The sequence below is a fragment of the Hyphomonas atlantica corrig. genome, from assembly GCF_000682715.1.
Classification (GTDB): Bacteria; Pseudomonadota; Alphaproteobacteria; order Caulobacterales; family Hyphomonadaceae; genus Hyphomonas; species Hyphomonas atlantica.
In genome coordinates, this window is sequence record NZ_AWFH01000034.1 from 204,455 (window position 1) to 223,389 (window position 18,935).

At 60.0% G+C, this 18,935-nt stretch carries 17 protein-coding genes; 9 read left to right on the forward strand and 8 right to left on the reverse strand.

Annotated elements, in window-relative coordinates; all coding sequences use genetic code 11:
• Positions 1-119: 119 nt before the first annotated feature.
• From HY36_RS12400 to HY36_RS12425, 6 genes are all read left to right on the forward strand, one after another.
• Complete coding sequence (locus HY36_RS12400) at positions 120-2,627, forward strand: zinc-dependent metalloprotease (protein WP_035553234.1); 2,508 nt, start codon at positions 120-122, stop codon at positions 2,625-2,627.
• Between the two features lie 87 nt (positions 2,628-2,714).
• Complete coding sequence (locus HY36_RS12405) at positions 2,715-3,554, forward strand: TauD/TfdA dioxygenase family protein (RefSeq protein ID WP_035553237.1); 840 nt, start codon at positions 2,715-2,717, stop codon at positions 3,552-3,554.
• Positions 3,555-3,666: 112 nt separating this feature from the next.
• Complete coding sequence (locus tag HY36_RS12410; RefSeq protein WP_035553240.1) at positions 3,667-4,731, forward strand: enoyl-CoA hydratase/isomerase family protein; 1,065 nt, start codon at positions 3,667-3,669, stop codon at positions 4,729-4,731.
• Positions 4,732-4,790: 59 nt separating this feature from the next.
• Entirely contained in the window at positions 4,791-5,501 is a 711-nt protein-coding gene (locus HY36_RS12415) for a DUF805 domain-containing protein (protein ID WP_051602763.1), read from the forward strand.
• A 191-nt stretch (positions 5,502-5,692) separates the two neighbouring features.
• A complete protein-coding gene (locus tag HY36_RS12420; protein WP_155841897.1) occupies positions 5,693-6,187 on the forward strand; it encodes a MarR family winged helix-turn-helix transcriptional regulator in 495 nt (164 codons plus the stop codon).
• Positions 6,188-6,305: 118 nt separating this feature from the next.
• A complete protein-coding gene (locus HY36_RS12425; RefSeq protein WP_155841899.1) occupies positions 6,306-6,992 on the forward strand; it encodes a hypothetical protein in 687 nt (228 codons plus the stop codon).
• 18 nt (positions 6,993-7,010) lie between these two features.
• Here the strand turns inward: HY36_RS12425 and HY36_RS12430 are convergent, their stop codons facing one another.
• Positions 7,011-7,577, reverse strand: a complete 567-nt coding sequence (locus HY36_RS12430) for a c-type cytochrome (RefSeq protein ID WP_035553247.1) — start codon at positions 7,575-7,577, stop codon at positions 7,011-7,013.
• A 164-nt stretch (positions 7,578-7,741) separates the two neighbouring features.
• On the opposite strand from HY36_RS12430, the gene mutL reads away from it, so the two are divergent.
• On the forward strand, positions 7,742-9,667 hold the full coding sequence (gene mutL, locus HY36_RS12435; RefSeq protein WP_035553250.1) for a DNA mismatch repair endonuclease MutL: 1,926 nt from the start codon (positions 7,742-7,744) through the stop codon (positions 9,665-9,667).
• 13 nt (positions 9,668-9,680) lie between these two features.
• Complete coding sequence (locus HY36_RS12440; RefSeq protein WP_035553254.1) at positions 9,681-10,337, forward strand: HAD family hydrolase; 657 nt, start codon at positions 9,681-9,683, stop codon at positions 10,335-10,337.
• A 1-nt stretch (position 10,338) separates the two neighbouring features.
• Here the strand turns inward: HY36_RS12440 and HY36_RS12445 are convergent, their stop codons facing one another.
• From HY36_RS12445 to HY36_RS12470, 6 genes are all read right to left on the reverse strand, one after another.
• A complete protein-coding gene (locus tag HY36_RS12445) occupies positions 10,339-10,980 on the reverse strand; it encodes a hypothetical protein (RefSeq protein WP_035553257.1) in 642 nt (213 codons plus the stop codon).
• Positions 10,981-10,988: 8 nt separating this feature from the next.
• Positions 10,989-11,228 (reverse strand): hypothetical protein, encoded by a 240-nt coding sequence (locus HY36_RS12450; protein WP_035553260.1) that lies wholly within the window; start codon positions 11,226-11,228, stop codon positions 10,989-10,991.
• Between the two features lie 128 nt (positions 11,229-11,356).
• Positions 11,357-12,766 (reverse strand): FAD-binding oxidoreductase, encoded by a 1,410-nt coding sequence (locus HY36_RS12455; protein WP_035553263.1) that lies wholly within the window; start codon positions 12,764-12,766, stop codon positions 11,357-11,359.
• Positions 12,767-12,825: 59 nt separating this feature from the next.
• A complete protein-coding gene (locus HY36_RS12460; RefSeq protein WP_035553265.1) occupies positions 12,826-13,764 on the reverse strand; it encodes an L-threonylcarbamoyladenylate synthase in 939 nt (312 codons plus the stop codon).
• Between the two features lie 47 nt (positions 13,765-13,811).
• The gene (locus tag HY36_RS12465) at positions 13,812-15,011 is read right to left on the reverse strand and encodes a cytochrome b/b6 domain-containing protein (protein ID WP_035553267.1); all 1,200 of its coding nucleotides are present in this window, start codon (positions 15,009-15,011) and stop codon (positions 13,812-13,814) included.
• 17 nt (positions 15,012-15,028) lie between these two features.
• Positions 15,029-15,754: a YceI family protein gene (locus HY36_RS12470; RefSeq protein ID WP_035553270.1), complete on the reverse strand. Its 726-nt coding sequence runs from the start codon at positions 15,752-15,754 to the stop codon at positions 15,029-15,031.
• A 123-nt stretch (positions 15,755-15,877) separates the two neighbouring features.
• Here HY36_RS12470 and HY36_RS12475 point away from each other — a divergent pair, with 123 nt between their 5' ends.
• Positions 15,878-17,650, forward strand: a complete 1,773-nt coding sequence (locus tag HY36_RS12475; RefSeq protein WP_035553272.1) for an acyl-CoA dehydrogenase — start codon at positions 15,878-15,880, stop codon at positions 17,648-17,650.
• Here the strand turns inward: HY36_RS12475 and HY36_RS12480 are convergent, their stop codons facing one another.
• Entirely contained in the window at positions 17,651-18,832 is a 1,182-nt protein-coding gene (locus HY36_RS12480; RefSeq protein WP_035553274.1) for an MFS transporter, read from the reverse strand.
• Positions 18,833-18,935 lie beyond the last annotated feature (103 nt).

The following is an 18,935-nucleotide window of genomic DNA, read 5'->3' on the forward strand; positions in this document are numbered from 1 at the left end:
ATATTAGATAAAATCAACCAAAGGGGGTGTGGATTGGGGCAATAGGGTAAGTGACTTGAGGTGAGCGCAAATACGTTCCAATCTGCCATCGAACTTAACGAACTCGGAAGAGGTGTCGCGTGCGGGGATTGAAGGGAATTGGATTGGCGCTGGTTGCGGCGCTGTTCGTGCCGTTTGCATGGGCGCAGACGGGCGATTGGTCGGAAGAGACCGCGGCGCTGGCCTACAAGGACGGCTTTGTTGACCTTTACCTCGATGCGGAAGGCGGGCGCGTTCTGGTCGCGCTGCCTAAGCCTGATGAAGACGGCGTATCCCTTCGCGCCATTCAGGCGACGGGGCTGACGGCGGGCCTCGGCTCCAATCCGATCGGCCTAGACCGGGGACGCGCCAATGCCGGCGAGATCGTGGCCTTCCGCAAGGTTGGTGAGAAGGTCGTTGCGGAGATCGAGAACTGGGCCTATCGCGCGAGCGCGGACAATCCGCTGGAGCGCAAGGCGGTGAGGGATTCCTTTGCGCGGAGTTTTGTCTGGTCGGGTGAGATCCTCGGCACCGGGCCTGAGGGCGAATTGCTGGTGGACCTGTCGACCTATCTGACGCGCGACACGATGGATGTGCGCGCCACCCTGAAACAACACCCCAAGGGCGGCGCGTTTCAGGTGTCAAAGGATCTGTCCATGCCGGATGTGTCGGCTGCGCTGGCCTTTCCCGATAATGTCGAGTTAGACGCCTTCCTGACGCTGACCAGTGATGAACCAAAAGCAGAAGTCTGGGCGACGGCGGCGGATGCGCGGTCCGTGACCCTTGTGCAGCACACCTCGCTCGTGCGCTTGCCGGATGATGGTTACGCGCCGCGCATGTTCGATCCGCGCAGCGGCGCGATTGACGTCGGCTATTATGATTTCTCTGCGCCACTGACCGGGCAAGTCGGCCAGTCCTTTGCTCGCCGGTTTCGCCTGCAGAAACAGGACCCGACCGCAGAGTTCAGCCCGGCGAAAGAGCCGATCGTCTTCTATGTCGACTCAGGGGCACCGCAGGAAATCCGCGACGCTCTGACTGAGGGGGCGTCTTGGTGGGCCGACGCTTTTGAAGCGGCGGGCTTCCCCGATTCCTACCGTGTTGAAGTGCTTCCAGAGGGCGCGCATCCATTGGACGTGCGTTACAATGTGATCCAGTGGGTGCACCGCCAGACGCGTGGCTGGTCTTATGGGGGCGGCCTGACCGATCCGCGTACGGGCGAAATGCTGAAGGCAAACGTTATCCTCGGCAGTCAGCGCGTGCGGCAGGACCGCATGATCTTCGAAGGTCTTGCTGGCGCGGAAAAGACCGGCACAGGCGAGGCGAATGATCCCGTGCAAATTGCGCTGTCACGCATTCGGCAACTGTCGGCGCATGAGGTGGGCCATACGCTCGGCTTCGCGCATAATTTCGCGGCGTCGTCGAATGATCGCGCTTCGGTGATGGATTATCCCGCGCCATTCGTGCGCGTCGGGCAGGGCGGTGATCTCGATTTCTCCGCTGCCTATGATGTGGGTATCGGTGAGTGGGACAAGGTTACCACGATGTGGCTCTATCGGCAGTATCCGGAAGGTGTCGACGAGAATGCGGCGGGGGACGCCCTGCTTGAGTCCGCACGCGCCAGCGGGCTGCGCTATATTGATGATCCGCAAGGGCGCGGCGTCGGTACGGCGCATCCCTATGCCAGCGTTTGGGACAATGGCGCAGACCCCGTCGCGTCGTTGTTGAATGTGATGCAGGTGCGCGATGTCGCACTGGAAAACTTCGGTTTGAACGTGTTGCAGTCCGGGGAGCCGACCTCACGCCTGCGCGCGGTGATCGTGCCGATCTACCTTTACCATCGGTATCAGGTGAATGCGGCCGCCAAGATGATTGGCGGGTATGAGTTCCATTATGCCGAAACCGGTGAGGCGGATGCCGCCGGTGCGCCGGTCCCGGCCAGTCAGCAACGCGCAGCGCTGGACGCGCTGGTGGCGACGCTCGACCCAGTGGTGCTGGACCTGCCGAACGATACGCTCGACCTGTTGACGCCGCCGCTTGTGTCTTTCCGAGGCGCGGGTGCGGGGGCCGAGTATTTCCCGGGCGAGACGGGCGCGATGTTTGACCTGCTGACGGCAGCGGATACGTCCGCGTCGCAGACTTTGAGTGCGCTCTTTCATCCCCAGCGTGTCGCTCGCCTGATTGAAACGCAGCGACGAGATGCGGGCGCGCTTGGCTATGGCGAGGTTCTCGCCAAGGTCGAGGCGACGCTGTTCGTTGGTGCGGAGACACCAAGACAAGCGGGCATTCTCCACCGGGAGCAAATCCGCTATGTTTCTACCCTGATTGAACTGTCTGCATCATCAGCAGCGACGCCCGCGGCGGTAGCTCAGACAAATGCGTATCTGAGTTCGCTGAAAGACCGACTCTCGAAACGTCAGCGCCGGATGGCGGCCAGCGACACTGCTGTGCGCGCTGAGCTTGGCCGTCGTATCGCGGCGCATCTGGATCGGCCGTCACCTGCTGCGTTGCCGTCGTCGTCAGCGGTGGACATTCCACCGGGCAGCCCGATTGGGGCTGGCAGTGCGGAATCGTGCTGGCATTGCAATACGGTGCTTGGGCCTCTCCAGTGATGCTTCCCTTGCGGAAGGCGTTTCCCGTTTTGGTGAGCCGCTGTAAACTTCCCGTATAGAGGCCAAAAGGCCCGACGGGAGGAAAGCATGAACATCGAGGAACTGCCCGGCGTCGGCGCAGAGATTACCGGCGTCGATCTGCGTCGTCTCACCGAACATGAATTCGAGAATATCCGCACAGCCTATGCAGAGCATGGGGTGATCTTCTTCCGGGATCAGGAGCTGACCGAGCGGGACCATATCCGGTTTGCCGAGCGCTGGGCTCCGATCAATGTGAATCGGTTCTTCGCGGCCCACCCCGAGCATCCGCAGATCGCGATGGTGGTGAAAGAGAAAGACCAGAGAGACAATATCGGTGGCGGATGGCACACGGATCATTCCTACGATGTCGAGCCGGCGATGGGTTCGATCCTCGTTGCGCGTGACCTGCCAGAAACCGGTGGGGACACGTTCTTTGCCAGCATGTGCCGCGCCTATGATGCCCTGGACGAGGATATGAAAACGCGTCTGAAAGACATGAGAGCCGTTCATTCTGCGCATCATATCTTCGGGACCGGAAGGGAGACCTATTACAACACAACCGATGCGGGCGGGAACCGGATTGGCAATGCGGCGGCCGCAGATGTGCTGGAAGACGTGACGCATCCCATCGTGATCACGCACCCGCTCAGCGGCAAGAAGGCGCTCTACGTCAATCCAGCCTTCACGACCGGTATCGTCGGCATGGCGCAAGAGGAATCGAAGGAATTGCTCTCCACACTCTACGCGCATGCGATGCAGCAGGAATTTGCGCATCGGTTCAAATGGCAGCCCGGATCGGTTGCGTTCTGGGACAATCGCGCGACCTGGCACTGGGCCCTCAATGACTATCACGGCCAGCGGCGCGTCATGCATCGTATCACGCTGGAAGGCTGTGCTCTGCATTGACCCCGCGCTGACAGGAGCCTTCGCTCCGGGCTTGATCGGCGGCCCGACGCCTGTAGGGGTAGTGTCGCAGATACGAGACCAGCGAGGGCTGGCGGAGACGAAGGGATAGACTATGTCGAATGAGGTATCGGTCAGCGTCCGTCGCGGCGTGGGCCGCATCACGCTGACGCGTCCAAAGGCGCTGCATGCGCTGAATGCTCCAATGTGCGAGACAATTCTGGCGGCGCTGGAGCGCTGGGCCGACGATCCGACTGTCTATCTTGTGATGATTGACCATGAAGCCGATACGCGTGGCTTCTGTGCAGGCGGCGATATTCGCATGCTGGCCGAAAGCGGCGCCGGCGATGCCAGCGAGGCGCGTGCCTTTTTCAACGTCGAGTATCGCATGAACGCCGCGCTGAAGACGTTCCCGAAGCCTGTGCTGGCCGTAATGGATGGCGTGACCATGGGTGGAGGCGTCGGCTTGTCTGTGCATGGCTCGCACCGCGTGGCGACCGAGCGCACCCTGTTTGCCATGCCCGAAACCGGAATTGGCCTGTTTCCTGATGTCGGGGGTGGTTGGTTCCTGCCGCGCCTGTCCGGCGAACTCGGTACCTGGCTGGCGCTGACCGGCGCGCGCCTCAAGGGCAGTGACGTCGCCGCGGCGCGCGTTGCGACGCACTACTTGCCATCGGAACTGATTGCGAACCTAAAGAAGCAGATCGACGCCGCCGATTTCTCAGTCGGCGCTGCCGAGATGCTGAACGAGATCCTGCGCGGACTGACCCATGCCGTGCCGCCCGGCAGTTTCGAGGCGCACCGTGATGTCATCGATACATGTTTTGCCAAGGACACTGCCGAAGAGATTGTTGCAGCGCTTGAGGCCAATGGCGATGACTGGGCCGCCGAGCAGGTCGCCACGCTGCGCACGAAATCCCCGGAGACCGTGAAGGTTGCGCTACGCCAGGTACGTGAAGGCGGCAAGATGGCGACATTCGAAGACAATATGCGCATGGAATACCGTATCGGGTGGCGCAAGGTGCAAAGCCATGACTTCCTTGAGGGCGTGCGCGCCGTGATCATCGACAAGGACAATGATCCGAAATGGCGGCCTTCACGGCTCGAAGATGTCAGCGACGAAGACATCGCCAAGTATTTCGAGCCGCTTGGCCCCGATGAATTGACCTTCGGGGATTGAGCTTTACCGCCGGGTCAGAGTACTCACACTTCTGGGTAAATGGCTGATCAGGAGTGACCATGCGCGGGCAAGTATTGAAAGCAGACACGGCTGACGGGCTCGGCATCATCCTTGGTGATGATGGCCAGCGCTATCGCTTCTCGCAGGCGCAGGTCCGTGACGACAGCCGATTGGCTCAAGGCCATGTGGTGGATTTCATTGGCATGGGAGATGAGGCGCGCGACATCTACATGCTGAAGGCGGCGGCTGATACACCTGCGCCAGCCGCTTCGGCGCCTCAACGGGCGGCGGCGTCCGCGACATATGCCGCGCCAGCCTATGCTCACACACCGGCAGTGAAGAGTGACGGCATCTGGACCTATTTCCTGAGAACTCTTTCGAAGAACTATTTCCAGTTCAATGGCCGCGCCCGCCGTCAGGAGTATTGGGGCTATATTCTCTTCTATCTACTTGCATTCATTGTCACGATTATTCTGGATACGATCCTGACACTCTCGATCTTTGGAATTGAAGATGCGGATGATGGTTACTTCCTGCCGCTCTTCACCGGGCTCTGGCTGCTCTACAACATCATTCCCGGCATCGCTGTAACCGTGCGGCGGTTCCACGACCAGGATCTGTCCGGTTGGATGTATCTGCTGAACTTCATTCCGTATGTCGGTGGCCTCGTCGTGTTTGTCTTCATGTTGATCGACAGCCGGGCTGAAGAAAATGTTCACGGCCCGAGCCCCAAATATCAGGGCCACAGCGCCGCAGACGCGTTCGCCTGAACGAATACGCTCAATATTGAACATCGCAGGCGGGCCCAATTCGTTACGCAAAAGTAACGGTTAATGTATTCGGCCGTTTGTTAACCTTCTACTCTTGTAGAAAGGGTATGCTTATCAATTCATTAGGAATGATCATGTACTTCTACTCAAACTACAACAAAAGTTGAGTGAATAATTGAGTGGTGGTGAAAATGATGATTGCTGAAACGCAGGAAACTGCGAACTCTTCGTTGGGCGAATCTTTCCTGAAGTCTTTGTCTTTGCTTGAACAGGCGCACCGTCGTCTTCATGATGTTGTGAAGGACGATCTGGAGCGCGGTGGCGAACGGTCGCTGACAGGCGTTCAGGCGCTGCTGCTGTACGAAATTGGCGAAGGTGAAGCCCCGGCTTCCGTTCTGCGTGCCCGCGGTGCTTTTGCCGGAACAAGCCTGTCTTACAACGTCAAGAAGCTTCAGGAAGGCGGCTATCTGATCCAGACCCGCTCTGAGGATGACAAGCGCACCGTGACGCTGAGCCTTACCGAGCGCGGCCTGAAAGTGCGCAAGCGCGTAGAGGCCCTGTTTGAAAAGCAGGCTGGCGCGCTGGAGCCAACCGCCAGTGTCCGTCCGGATGACCTTTCGCAACTCAACAAGACCATCTCGCGCCTGGAGCGCTTCTGGTCTGACCAGATCCGTTTCCGCCTCTAAGGCTCGGATCGAAGATACACTGACAAGAGCCCTCGTCTTGATCCGCGAGGGCTTTTTCATGCGCGCAACGAGAAAGAAAGTGGTTTTCAACCGGTGATTTCTTGCTATTCCCAATTGAATGAGGGCGTTCGGGGTATTGGGATTGGTGCTGGCTTGGCCAGACGTGGCATTTGCCGGGCCATGGGCTCAGGCACCTGGCGATTGGTATGCTTCTGCTACGATCACTCAGGAAGAGCTCGAAGGCATTCGTGGCAACCGGGTTGAGTTGTACGGCGAGTATGGCTTTGCGCGCAATTGGACCGTCACGGCGAAGTCAGAGGCCGTCGCCTATGAACTTGGCGGTCAGTTCGACAAGGAATTCTGGCGCGGCACGCTCCGCCGCCAGCTCGTCTCCCATAAGGGGTGGGCTGTGGGCGTTGAAGGCGGTGTGGTCCACGGCAATTCTCTGGGCGGCGTGTTTGCGTGCGATGAATGGGGCGCTGAGCTTCGCGTGAGCGGCGGCCTGTCCGGTGTGCGCGGCGGACGAAACTTCTACACGTTCGCGGATCTCGTCACGATCCGGCATGAAGATGGCTGCGCACGGCAACGCGCAGAGTTTGGCTATGGTGTCGATCTCTGGCGCAGCATCTTCCTCAGCCAGCAACTCTGGATCGAGCGCGGCAACAAATCTGCTGATTCAAACAAGTATGAGACGAAGCTAGGCTACCATTTCGATTGGGCAGACCTGGCTGTCGGATATCGGGAAGAGTTCGCCGGAGACTTTGATGAGCATTCTGTGTTGCTCTCCATCGTCTTCCGGCGCTGACTCTCCCCTGTCGCTCCCCTATTCGGCAGGGGCCTCTTCCGCTGCAGGGGCGGCCTCTGGCACGTATCCTGTCTCGCTCATCAAATAGGCAACCACGGCGATCCGGTCGTCAGGCTTGCGGACGCCTGCAAACGTCATGCGGTTGCCGGGCAGGAAAGTGCGCGGGTTTTCCAGCCAATGTTCCACCTGATCCGGGGTCCAGGTGAAATCGGCTTCCTGAAGTGCGGGAGAATAGGTGAAGTCTTCCAGCGCGCCAGCTTCGCGACCGAACAGGCCGTGAAGGTTTGGTCCGACGAGGTGTCCGCCACCTTCGGCGGTGATGTGGCAAGACTGGCAGAGTTTCCAGGTGCGGCGACCGCGCGCATAATCGGCCGTGTTGTACGGCGCGGGCAGGGCGGCGAATGGCGACGTTGCATCGGCAGCCGCTTCGGTGACCGCGGCAGGCGTTGTTTCTGGGGCAGTGGATGCAGCGGGGGCTTCAGCTTGCGGTGCTGCCGGGGCTGCGTCCGATGCGGGCGCATCAGAGCCTCCGCAGGCTGTCAGCAGAAGTGCGGAGGCAAAAGCGAGGGAAATAGTCGTCTTCATGAGAGAATAGGGCTCCAGGATATATCCAGCCGCACTTTGTGGGGTAACCAAGCGTAAAGCAACCGGCCTGCGTCAACTGGACGCCCGATGGCAGATGCTGTCATACAAGCAGGTGTCTGAGGCGGGGCAGGGACAAAGCCCCTGCACCGCGTTATCCTGAGCAGATGGCTGATTCCCTTCGATCCCGCCCGGAAATTCGCAAACTTCCCCCCGACGTCGTGAACCGTATCGCGGCGGGCGAGGTCGTTGAGCGCCCGGCAGCAGCGGTTAAGGAATTGGTGGAGAATGCGCTCGACGCAGGTGCGCGGCGCATTTCTATTTCGATCGAGGCTGGAGGCCTGAAGCGCATCATCATCGAGGATGATGGCTGTGGCATGTCCGCCGACGATTTGCTGGTCGCGCTGGAACGGCATGCAACCTCAAAACTCGTGCCGGATGCGGGCGGGCGTGTTGACCTGCTGAACATCCATACGATGGGCTTCCGGGGCGAAGCGCTGCCGTCAATTGCGTCAGTCAGCCGGTGTAGCATCTCGTCCCGTGCGGCGGGTGAGGATGCTGCCGAAGTTTTTGTCGAAGCGGGACGAATGGAAGGCCCCCGCCCGGCGGCCTTCACGGGGCGCGGTGAAACGGGCACGCGGATCGAGGTGCGCGATCTGTTTTACGCAACCCCCGCCCGCTTGAAGTTCATGAAAGGCGAGCGCGCCGAGAGCATGGCCGTGACGGATACGGTCAAGCGTCTGGCGATGGCGAATCCGCATGTCGCGTTCTCTTTGGAGAATAACGGGCGCAACTCGCTCAGATACGGCGCCGAGGCTGAAGGTGCGTCTGGTCAACTTGCCCGTTTGGGCGCCATCATGGGACGGGATTTCCGCGAGAATGCGCTGGAGATTGATGCCGAGCGCGAAGGTGTACGTCTTAGCGGCTTTGCAGGGCTGCCCACGCTGAACCGTGGTAATGCGCAGATGCAATTCCTGTTCGTGAATGGACGGCCCGTTAAGGACCGCATGCTGAATGGCGTGATCCGCGCGGCCTATCAGGATTTTCTTGCGCGGGACCGGCATCCGCTCGCAGCGCTGTTCGTGGACCTTGATCCGGAATATGTGGATGTGAACGTGCACCCGGCGAAGACCGAAGTACGCTTCCGCGACGCCGGGAATGTGCGGGGGCTGATGATTGGGGCACTGCGCCATGCGCTTGCCGCCGCCGGACATCGCGCCTCGACCACGGTGGCGAACTATGCGCTCGGCAAGGTTAAGATTGAAGAGGCGACCTCGCCCAATCTCTGGTCGGTCCCGTCCGCGCCGGAGCGTCAGGCGTCGCCCTCTTCCTATTATCGCCAGCCGGTCGGACCGGATCTGGATCAGCCGCTTCCGCCTTCTGGCATGGAGACACCACCGCCCCATATGCATGGTCTGAGTGAAGCGCCGCCGCCGATCTACCGGCACGATGCGGCACCTTCGGCGCGGGTTGAGCCCGATGCAGGCGCTACGCATGGGGCGCAGCCGGACTTTCCGCTCGGTGTCGCACGGGCGCAGCTGCATGAGACCTATGTAATCGCACAGACGGCAGATGGAATTGTCATCGTTGACCAGCACGCTGCGCATGAGCGCCTCGTCTACGAAGACATGAAGCGCCAGATGGCGGCGGGCGGTGTGAAACGACAGGCGCTGCTGATTCCAGATGTGGTGGAGCTCTCTGAGGATGAGGCCGCCCGGGTGCTGGAGCGTGCAGAGGAACTGGCTGAACTTGGCCTGGAGATCGAGCCATTCGGTTCAGGGGCGATCTGTGTGCGGGCGACCCCGGCCCTGTTCGGTGAGATGGATGCGATGGGATTGATCCGCGACCTTGCTGACGATTTTGCGGAGTATGATGCGGGTCTAGCGCTCAAGGAGCGGTTTGAGGAAGTCATGGGCAACATGGCATGCCGCGGATCGGTCCGGGCCGGGCGTCGTCTGAACGGTGAAGAGATGAATGCGCTGCTTCGTCAGATGGAGGCCACTCCACATTCCGGGCAATGCAATCATGGCAGGCCCACCTATGTGGAACTGAAGCTTGCGGATATCGAACGCTTGTTTGGGCGTCGTGGTTAGGAAAACGAGCGGCATGGACGCGCTGATCTTTGACTGTGATGGCGTGCTGGTCGATTCCGAGACAATTTCCATTGCCGTAGAGCGGGAGATGCTGTCTGGCTGGGGGCTGGACTATCCGTTTGAGACGTTCGTGTCGCGTTTTGTCGGGCTTCACAATCGGGATTTCCATGCTGCACTTGCGGCAGACGCGATTTCCAATGGACGTCCGTTGCCGGAGGATTTTGCGGACCAGTTGCAGGCGCAGATATGGCGTCGCTTCGAGACCGATTTGACCGCAATTGGAGGCGTGTTGGACGCAGTCGCCGCATTTGCGGGCGCAATAGCGGTGGCCTCCTCGTCAGAGGCGGCAAAGCTCGTGCGGAAGCTTCAGCTGACCGGGCTCCATGCGGCGTTTGCCCCGCATGTTTATTCATCCGACCTGGTCACAAACGGAAAGCCTGCGCCTGACCTGTTTCTCTATACGGCAAGGCAAATCAATGCGCGCCCCGAAAATTGTGTCGTGATTGAAGACAGTGTGAACGGCGTGAAGGCCGCACGTGCCGCCGGAATGACGGCCTGGGGGTTTGTTGGTGGCGGTCACGCGGATGCAGGCCTCGGAGAGCGCTTGTTGTCAGCAGGCGCACATCGCGTGTTTGCCTCTCATGCCCAGATTGCTGCTGCGCTCAGCTAGGTCAAGCGTTCGGGAATACATCTTTCAGCGCGGTCCAGTCTGCTTCATGTGATCCAGCATGGTTCGGTTTGGTCGGGTCAGTCAAGCGCCCGCGGGGCTTGGTATAGCTGTCGATCTTGCGTTCCGGTTTTTCATGCCACTGAATGTTCACGGCCCAGAGTTTCGGGAAGAAGTACAGGGTTGAGTAAGGCAAATGGTCGTGAATCCACCAAGCCAGTTTCTGCCAGTCCCCTTCTGCATGAAACGCGTCATAAAATGCGGGGATCACGATGCAGGCCGTCGCGCCCATATGCCCGTTTGAGTCGCGGCGATCCCAGATATGGTGTCCGAAATTGCTTTCATTCGATGCGCAATTGTAGCCCTTTTTCCTTTCGCGCTGCATCTGGTTTCCGAAACCATTGACTTCAGGAGATCTGTAGGCGGACCGGATGGCAATGCGACCGAATACGTCCTGCAGGGGCTCTAGCAGTTCCGTGCAAAGCTTCGTGCCAGCCGCGATGGCAAGGTCGGGATCGTCGGGGGCGTTTGAAAAGCCATGAACTGCAGCGATATCCGAAAACAGAAAGTCGCGCATGAAAAAGGATTTTGACAAACGTGTGCGTCCGAACTCTGACAAGCTTTCGACGCTGTTGGGCGGTTTCATGGGGCAGACTAGTCCTGATCGCTGGTGTCAGCATCCACAACCCAATACATTTCCGGTGTGCATGTGCCTTCGGTAATCTGGTCGCGCTTCAGAGTAAGGGTTTCACCGACTTCCGGCAGGCTGCCAAGATATTCGTCAGAGACCCAGAATTCTCCGTCATCGCCCTCAAACAGTGCGCCATCCTCATCGACTTCCGTGACAATTGCCGTGATGACGGACGTCTCATAGCTGCACGGCCCTCCGGCCATGGGCGGCGAAGGCTGATTGCAAGCAGTCGTCAGTGCCAGCGTGCCAGCGTAAAAATCGTGTAGCGCATAAGATACGTCTCCCCTTCCGAGGGAAGGCTATCGGCATTTCCAGCGAACTCAAGCAGAAATCAGGTGTTGATGACGCGGCCGGGATTCATGATATTGGCCGGGTCGAGTGCGCGCTTGATGGCGCGCATCGTTTCGGTGGCGGCCTTGGGGCGGATACGTTCCAACTCGTCCCGCTTCAGGCGCCCGACGCCATGCTCGGCGCTGATGGAGCCGTCGAAGCTCATCACCTGATCATAGATGATACGAAACACTGCCGCATCCTGTCCGCGCAGAACAGGCTGGGCCGCATTGCCCGGTTCGCAGACGGAGTAATGCAGGTTCCCGTCACCCACATGTCCGAAAATCACGAACTCCGCTGTTGGCACTTGCTCAAGCACCGCTTGATTGCAGGCCTTGATGAAGTCCGGAATACGGCTGATCGGAACGGAGATATCCTGATTGAGCGCTGTGCCATAGGCGCGCTTGGAAAGCGGGATGGTTTCGCGAATGTGCCAAAAGCTATCGGCCTGCGCGACGCTTTCGGCAATCACGGCATCGGCGACGAGATTGGATTCATAGGCCGACGCCAGTGCGCCTTCCAGTACGTCGCGGGCATGATCTTCCCGCGACATGGAAACTTCCATCAACACGCGCCATGGCAGGTCCGAAGGTAACGGGTCGCGCGTGTCCGGTACGTCTGCCTGCACCATGGCAACGGCATTTGCCGGAATGATCTCGAAACTGGTCACAGTGTCGCCCGCATGATCACGGACAAGAGCGAGCAGCTTGACGATATCGTCCGTAGACGCGCAGGTCACCCAGGCGCTGGCGCGTTGCACCTGCGGGAAGAGTTTGAGGGTTGCCGCTGTGATGATGCCCAGCGTGCCTTCCGCGCCTGCGAACAGCTGCTTGAGATCATAGCCGGTATTGTTCTTGCGCAAGCCGGACAAGCCATTCCAGATTTCGCCGGTAGGTAAAACAACTTCAAGCCCGAGGATCAGGTCTCGCATCATCCCATAGCGCAGCACCGCTACACCGCCAGCGTTGGTAGAGATAAGACCGCCAATGGTTGCCGTGCCTTCAGAGCCGAGCGAGAGCGGGAAGAGCCGTTTGGCGTCTTCGGCCGCCTGCTGCGCAGTGACGAGTGGCGCGCCTGCTTCGATGACCATTGAGTTGTTGAAGGCATCCAGCGACCGAACCGCATTCATACGTTGCATGGAAATGCAAATTTCGCCGTGGGGCGTGCCTGCATCGACCAGACCTGTATTGCCACCTTGCGGTGTGATCGCAACGCCGTGCTGATTGCAGAGCTTCACCAACTCTGCCGTCTCGACGGTTGTCGCAGGCCTCGCGAGGAACGGTGTTTCGCCCTTGTAGGTCCCGCGCCAGGGGCTGACGACCTTTTCGAGGTCTTCTGCCTCCGTGCTCCACCCTTTCGGACCGAGCAGGCTTTTTGCGGCAGAGAGAAAGTCGGGGCTGAGCTGTGTCATGTGGGACAATCTAACCATTCTGAAGCGTGAATGCGATGACCAAACAGTGGGGTATTGGGTCAGTCGCGATGAGCGGCGCGCGCGAGACGGTCATTGATGGCTTCGCCCAGACCTTCATTGGGAATGCGGGCTACGGCGATCCTGTCAGCCACCGCATCGAGTTGGCGCAATATGGCGAAGAGATTTGCCGCCGCTTCGGAGAGGCTTCCTTCTGGTGACAAATTCGCGCCGCCGTGGGTGTCTGAGCCGAAGCCGAGCCAGGCCTCCCCTTCTTCAGGGGCGTCGGCGTCGAGGCGCATGCGGGCATTTGGCGCGTAGTGGCTTTTCAACTGACCTGGCGCAGTAATGCCGTCCTCCTCGCCCGCACGGGCAAGCGGAGCGCCGAGGAAAGCCTCAAGTGCGGAGGTTTCAACGGCGCCAGCTCGAAGCAGGACGGGGCGGTCGCCGACGAAGGACACAATGGTGGACTCGATGCCTTGTTTGCACGGGCCGCCATCCAGAATCAGATCCAGCTTGCCATCAAGGTCAGCTTTGACGTGATCCGCGCGGGTCGGGCTGATATGCCCTGACCTGTTGGCGGACGGCGCGACGACAGGACGGCCGAAGCCGGAGATCAACTGGCGCGCGCCGGGATGCGCCGGCATGCGGAGGGCAATGGTCTCCAGGCCGGAGCGGGCAAGGTCGCAGACGGTCCCCGTTGGCGCGACGGGAAGCACGATCGTCAACGGACCTGGCCAGAAGGCGCTTGCCAGCGCGAGCGCCGCTTCGGAGAAGACCGCTTCCTTTTGCGCCATGTCGAGGCTTGCGACATGGGCGATCAGCGGATTGAAGCGCGGCCTGCCCTTGGCCGTGTAAAGGCGGGTTACGGCGTCAGGGTTCGCCGCATCACAGGCCAGCCCGTAGACTGTCTCTGTCGGCATGGCGACGAGACCGCCCTTGCGCAGGAAGCTGATCGCAAGGTCGATGGGGCCGGAACTGATGGGCGCGATGGCTGTCATGCGCGGGACTTAGCATTGGCGCGGCGGCCCCGGAAGCCGCCGCTGCACTATTTGCGGGTCGCGGTCCCAGTCACCGTGACGGTGATATCTTCTCCGACCCATGTTGCTGCCGGATCAGACGCCTGGCCGAGATTGAAGGCCTTTCGGCTCATCACCGCGGAGGCATCGAGGCGTGCTGTGTCGCCGTCAATATCCAGCGTGAAGGTGAGCGGGATGGTGACCAGCTCTGTTTTCAGCGTGATGACGGCATCAGCGGTGTAGCCCTCGCCGGTTTCCTGGAAGTCTGTCAGACGAATGCGCGCAGTCGGAAAGGTGTTCGTGTCGAACCATTCCGGCCCTTTCAGGCTGTCATTGTAGAGCTTCTTGCCAGCGTCAGCTGTCGCCGTTTCGACCATGACCAGAACTTGCGATGAAGCGAGGTCGTCCGGGTAGAACTCTACATCGGCCGTCCAGCTGCCAAAGGTGCCGGTGAACTCGTTGCCATCATAGATACCGGTGAAGCGGATTTCAGAGGCGTCGTAGTTGACGTCCCAATTTGGCTCCAGCGGCGCGTCAGTCGTCGCCGAAGAGTCATTGTTTGAGGATTCTGAGCTTCCGGATGGAGCGGAAGTTGCCAGCGGGATGAGCGCGATCAGCGCGAAGGCGACAGCGGAAACACCGAACGCGCGTACATAGCCGCGAGCGGTTTTCGGTGCGGCGGGCTTTCCGAACAGGCCCGGCAGCATTTTCTTCAGTACGCCATCCTCACCGCCAATTTCATGTTTCACAGCTCCTGCGACATGCAGAACCAACAGGATGATCAGCAGCCAGGCCCCTTTGGAGTGAATGGTCTCGATGATCGTGTGAGCAATTTCGCCACGCAGGAAATCCGGTGCGGGCAGGTGCGGCCAGCTGATCGACCCGAACAGAACGGTGGGCACTTTGAACTTGGAGGTCGAGACAAGTACCCAGCCTGCGAGTGGCAGGATGAGCATCAGGCCATAGAAAGCCATGTGGACTAGGTGCGATGCCAGTTTCTCGTGCGCGGGCATTTCTTCCGGCAAGGGCGGCGGCGGATTCGCGGCGCGCCAGAGGATCCGCGTGACTGTCAGGAACAGCAATGTGATCCCGATGGATTTGTGAAGCTGATAGCGCGCTTCGTTGCCATCCATGTTCCAGCCGAGCCAGATCATGAACAGGATGAGGGCCGCCATCACCCAATGAAGGATGATGGCGACGGTCGTGTATCTGGCAGATACTTTTTTCATCGGGTCTGTCGGTCGACTTATTCAGCAGCCGGTACGGCCATTGCGAACTCGGTTTCGATCGTGAGATTGACCTCGTCGCCCACATTCGGGACCAGTTTCTCAAGACCGAAGGCTGACCGGTTGAAAGAGCCTGTTGCGGAGAAGCCGATTTTCGGTTGTTCCGGCGCCCATGGGAAGGTGGCGGTGCCATTGTAGGTCACGTCCAGGGTGACAGGCTTGGTCACGCCCAGGAATGTCAGGTCTCCGGTGACCGTGCCGGTGGATGGGCCGGTCTGGGTGATCTCTGTCGATGTGAAGGTGATTTCCGGATATTCGCCAGCGTTGAAGTAACCGGCGTCCTGAGCGATCTCCTCATCAAATGTGTCGTACGGCGAGTCGGCATGAGTCGCCTTGAAGTCACCCGGGTAGTCTGTTTCGACGGATGTCGGGTCGATTGTGACGGTCAGCGAAGTCGCGCTGGCATCATCCGGATTGAATTCAAGCGTTGCGTCGAATTTTGTGAAACGGGCGGTATAGTTCGACAGGCCGAAATGGTTGACTGTCCAGACGAGTGAGGCGTGTGTCGGGTCCAGGGTGTAGGTGCCAGCAGGGCCGATTTCCGGAGCGACTTCTTCCGCCGGCGCTGCCGTGGCTTCAGCGGTTTCGACAGTTTGCGCTTCAGCCTCGGCTGCGGGGGCGGTGGTTTCAGCCGCCCCACAGGCGGCGAGGGCGAAGAGAGATACCGTAAGAAGGGATTTGCGCATGGATGAAGTCTCCTGGAGTTTCTGGTAGAGGGTAACCGTGATTATAGGGCGCAGTTGGCGTCGTGCCATCCCCGCGCTAAATGCTCATCTAGATATGACCTATTCGGATTCTGGGAGAAATGCATGGCTTATGAAGCGCCGCTAAACGACATGGCGTTCGCGCTGCAATCTGTAGCGGACCTGTCCCGGCTTGAAGGTTTGGAGCCATTTGGCAATTACGACCCGGAATTGATCTCGCCAATCCTCGAAGAAGCAAACAAGCTGGCGCGGGATGTCCTTGCGCCGCTCAATACCGTGGGCGACGCGCATGGCGCACAACTGACCGATGATGGCGTGAAGGCTGCGCCAGGCTTTGCCGATGCCTATGCCCAGTTCCGCGATGGTGGCTGGATGGGCTTGTCCGCACCCGAGGAATGGGGCGGGCAAGGCCTCCCAAAGGCGCTCGCTCTGGCGGTCATGGAAATGTTTCACGCGGCGAACATGTCCTTCGGCCTCTGCCCGATGCTGAGCTTCGGAGCGATCGAAGCGCTGATCGCGCACGGCATGGACGAGCAGAAACAAACCTATCTGCCAAACCTTGTTGCCGGAAACTGGACCGGCACGATGAATTTGACCGAGCCGCAGGCCGGATCAGATGTCGGCGCGCTGAAGACGAAAGCGATTCCGAATGAGGATGGCAGCTACGCGATCACAGGCCAGAAGATCTATATCACCTGGGGCGATCATGACGTGGCCGAAAACATCATCCATCTGGTGCTTGCCCGCTTGCCGGACGCGCCTGAAGGGTCTCGCGGAATCTCGCTGTTCATCGTTCCCAAAATGATGGTCAATGCCGACGGCAGTCTAGGCGAACGGAACGCAGTGAAGTGTATTGGCCTTGAAAAGAAGATGGGCATTCACGCCTCGCCGACCTGCGTGATGGAGTATGATGGCGCAACAGGCTGGTTGATCGGTCAGGAGAACAAGGGCTTGGCCTGCATGTTCACCATGATGAACTCAGCCCGTCTGAATGTCGGCCTTGAGGGTGTCGCTGTGGGTGAAGCCGCTTATCAGACGGCGTTTGACTATGCGCAGGAACGCAAGCAGGGCAAGGCGACTGGTGTGGATGGCCCCGCCCCGATCCTTCACCACGCCGATGTGCGCCGTACCCTGACGACAATGCGCGCCCGCGTGGCGGCGGCTCGGTCCATCTGTTATGCGTGTGGTGTAGCGGCAGACCTCGCAGAGGCGGCGCCGGATGAAGAGACCCGCGCTGCGGCAAAGATGCGGGAAGATCTGCTGACGCCCATCGCGAAAGCGTGGTGTACGGACATGGGCGTCGACGTGGCGAGCCTTGGTGTGCAGATTCACGGCGGCATGGGGTTCATGAACGAAACGCTGGCGGGCCAGCTTTATCGGGACTCGCGCATTGCGCCCATCTATGAGGGTACAAACGGTATTCAGGCGATTGACCTGGTCGGGCGCAAACTGTCCGGCACGAATGGTGAATCCATGCGTGTCATGTTAGGCGAAGTCGAGGCGACGGCGGCGTCTGCGCGTGCGACGAATGATCCGCAGCTGGTTCAGATTGCGGACCGTCTGCGGGCGGGCGCTGATGCGCTGCGTGAAGCGAGCGACTGGATGCTGGAGGCGATGAAGGATCGCGATCAGGAAAAAGCCCTCGCTGGAGCAACAGCCTATCTTGCGCTTGCGGGCGACGTGATCGGGGGGCATTTCCTGACGCGGGCAGCCGTTGCGGCACGTGGCGAGGAAGGCAGCTTCCGGGCGCGGCAACTGGCCTTGGCGGGGTTCTTTGCCGAGACCGTTCTGGCGACGGCACCGGGACGTGTGTCTGGCATTACCGACGGCGGCTCCCCTTTCCTGGAAAACAGCGAAGCCTTGTTCGGCATCGCCTGATCAGGCTTGCAGGCGCAGCTTCGGCAAAGCGATCAGGCAGAGCACCGAGGCGCACGATACCGCTGCTGCGACGGCGGCCAGTGGTGCCATGCCAAGCGTGACAACCGGTGCGGCAATCGCCGTTCCGGCCGCTGCCGTGACGAGAATGGCCACGAGCACGAGCGCCGTTCCGCGAGCATCATCTCCGCGCGCAGCGATCACGGCTCGGAAAAATCCCGGGGGGCCGCGAAAGCCAAGGCCAAGGTTTACGGGGATAAACAAGAGCGCCAGAAAGAGAGGTTCCGAACCGCCGATAAGCGCGAACAGGAGGACACCCAACAGTCCGCACGCCGACATGGCGGAGCCGAACAGGATCATTGGTTCCGGACCAAATTTTTGCGTCATCCTGCCCGCAAGGTTTGATCCTGCAATGAAGAAGGAAATGCCGGTCACCTGCATGATGATGAAATCGTTCAGGGTGCCGTCCAGTCCTTTCGTGATCATGGCTGGTGCGCCGAAAACGAAGATGAGCAGACCACCCAGAGTGAAGGCCTGGCTGAGCGCATAGCGCAGGAATGTCGGATTCGTGAGATGTCGCAGATAGCTGCCCGGCACGCGGGTCGAGGGCGGCGGTGGCATGCGGTGGCGCAGAAGCGCGACGAGGCCTGCGACGGTCAGGCTAAGCACACCGAGCACAAGGAATGAGCTTTTCCATCCAAAGCCGATCAACAGCCAGACGCCGACAACGGGCGCCAATGCCGGAATCAGGGATTCGATGCTCGCCATGAAGCCGAGCGCACCAACAGCTTTTTCTTCCGAGTACAATGCGCGGATCATGCCCGGAGCAAACACGGCAGCGGCTGCGCCGGTAAGACCCTGGACGAAGCGGAGACAGACAAGCGCAGGCAGGCTGGGGGCGAACATGCAGGCGAGAGAGACAATCGCATAGGAAACCAACGACCAGACCAGAAGCGTGCGCTGGTCGACACGTGCCCCAAGCTCACCGAACGCCAGCAGTCCGATGCATCCGCCTGCCACAAACGCTGCCAGCACGAGTTGGGCCATTGCCTGGCTGCCGCTCAACGTTTCGGGAAGCGACGGAACGGCCGGCAAGACAAGGTCGGTTCCCGCAAGGCTCAGGATCGTGCCCATCACAATGAGGGCGAACGCAATTCCGGGCGCTGCGTATTGCGTGTTCGGCATGAGGCTGGCTTCTCGATCGGGCGCCCGCCTATGCCGGAAATGCTGCAGAATGTCGACCGCGAGTTGCGACGCGTCTGACAGGTCGATATGACGGGCAGCAACC

Excerpts from the sequence above, each read along its gene's own strand:
- mutL (WP_035553250.1), top strand. The coding sequence starts at position 7,742 with ATGGCTGATTCCCTTCGATCCCGCCCGGAAATTCGCAAACTTCCCCCC.
- HY36_RS12455 (WP_035553263.1), bottom strand. The coding sequence starts at position 12,766 with ATGACACAGCTCAGCCCCGACTTTCTCTCTGCCGCAAAAAGCCTGCTC.
- HY36_RS12465 (WP_035553267.1), bottom strand. The coding sequence starts at position 15,011 with ATGAAAAAAGTATCTGCCAGATACACGACCGTCGCCATCATCCTTCAT.
- HY36_RS12440 (WP_035553254.1), top strand. The coding sequence starts at position 9,681 with ATGGACGCGCTGATCTTTGACTGTGATGGCGTGCTGGTCGATTCCGAG.
- HY36_RS12470 (WP_035553270.1), bottom strand. The coding sequence starts at position 15,754 with ATGCGCAAATCCCTTCTTACGGTATCTCTCTTCGCCCTCGCCGCCTGT.
- HY36_RS12475 (WP_035553272.1), top strand. The coding sequence starts at position 15,878 with ATGGCTTATGAAGCGCCGCTAAACGACATGGCGTTCGCGCTGCAATCT.
- HY36_RS12430 (WP_035553247.1), bottom strand. The coding sequence starts at position 7,577 with ATGAAGACGACTATTTCCCTCGCTTTTGCCTCCGCACTTCTGCTGACA.
- HY36_RS12405 (WP_035553237.1), top strand. The coding sequence starts at position 2,715 with ATGAACATCGAGGAACTGCCCGGCGTCGGCGCAGAGATTACCGGCGTC.
- HY36_RS12425 (WP_155841899.1), top strand. The coding sequence starts at position 6,306 with ATGAGGGCGTTCGGGGTATTGGGATTGGTGCTGGCTTGGCCAGACGTG.
- HY36_RS12480 (WP_035553274.1), bottom strand. The coding sequence starts at position 18,832 with ATGCCGAACACGCAATACGCAGCGCCCGGAATTGCGTTCGCCCTCATT.
- HY36_RS12410 (WP_035553240.1), top strand. The coding sequence starts at position 3,667 with ATGTCGAATGAGGTATCGGTCAGCGTCCGTCGCGGCGTGGGCCGCATC.
- HY36_RS12415 (WP_051602763.1), top strand. The coding sequence starts at position 4,791 with ATGCGCGGGCAAGTATTGAAAGCAGACACGGCTGACGGGCTCGGCATC.
- HY36_RS12460 (WP_035553265.1), bottom strand. The coding sequence starts at position 13,764 with ATGACAGCCATCGCGCCCATCAGTTCCGGCCCCATCGACCTTGCGATC.
- HY36_RS12420 (WP_155841897.1), top strand. The coding sequence starts at position 5,693 with ATGATGATTGCTGAAACGCAGGAAACTGCGAACTCTTCGTTGGGCGAA.
- HY36_RS12450 (WP_035553260.1), bottom strand. The coding sequence starts at position 11,228 with ATGGCCGGAGGGCCGTGCAGCTATGAGACGTCCGTCATCACGGCAATT.
- HY36_RS12445 (WP_035553257.1), bottom strand. The coding sequence starts at position 10,980 with ATGAAACCGCCCAACAGCGTCGAAAGCTTGTCAGAGTTCGGACGCACA.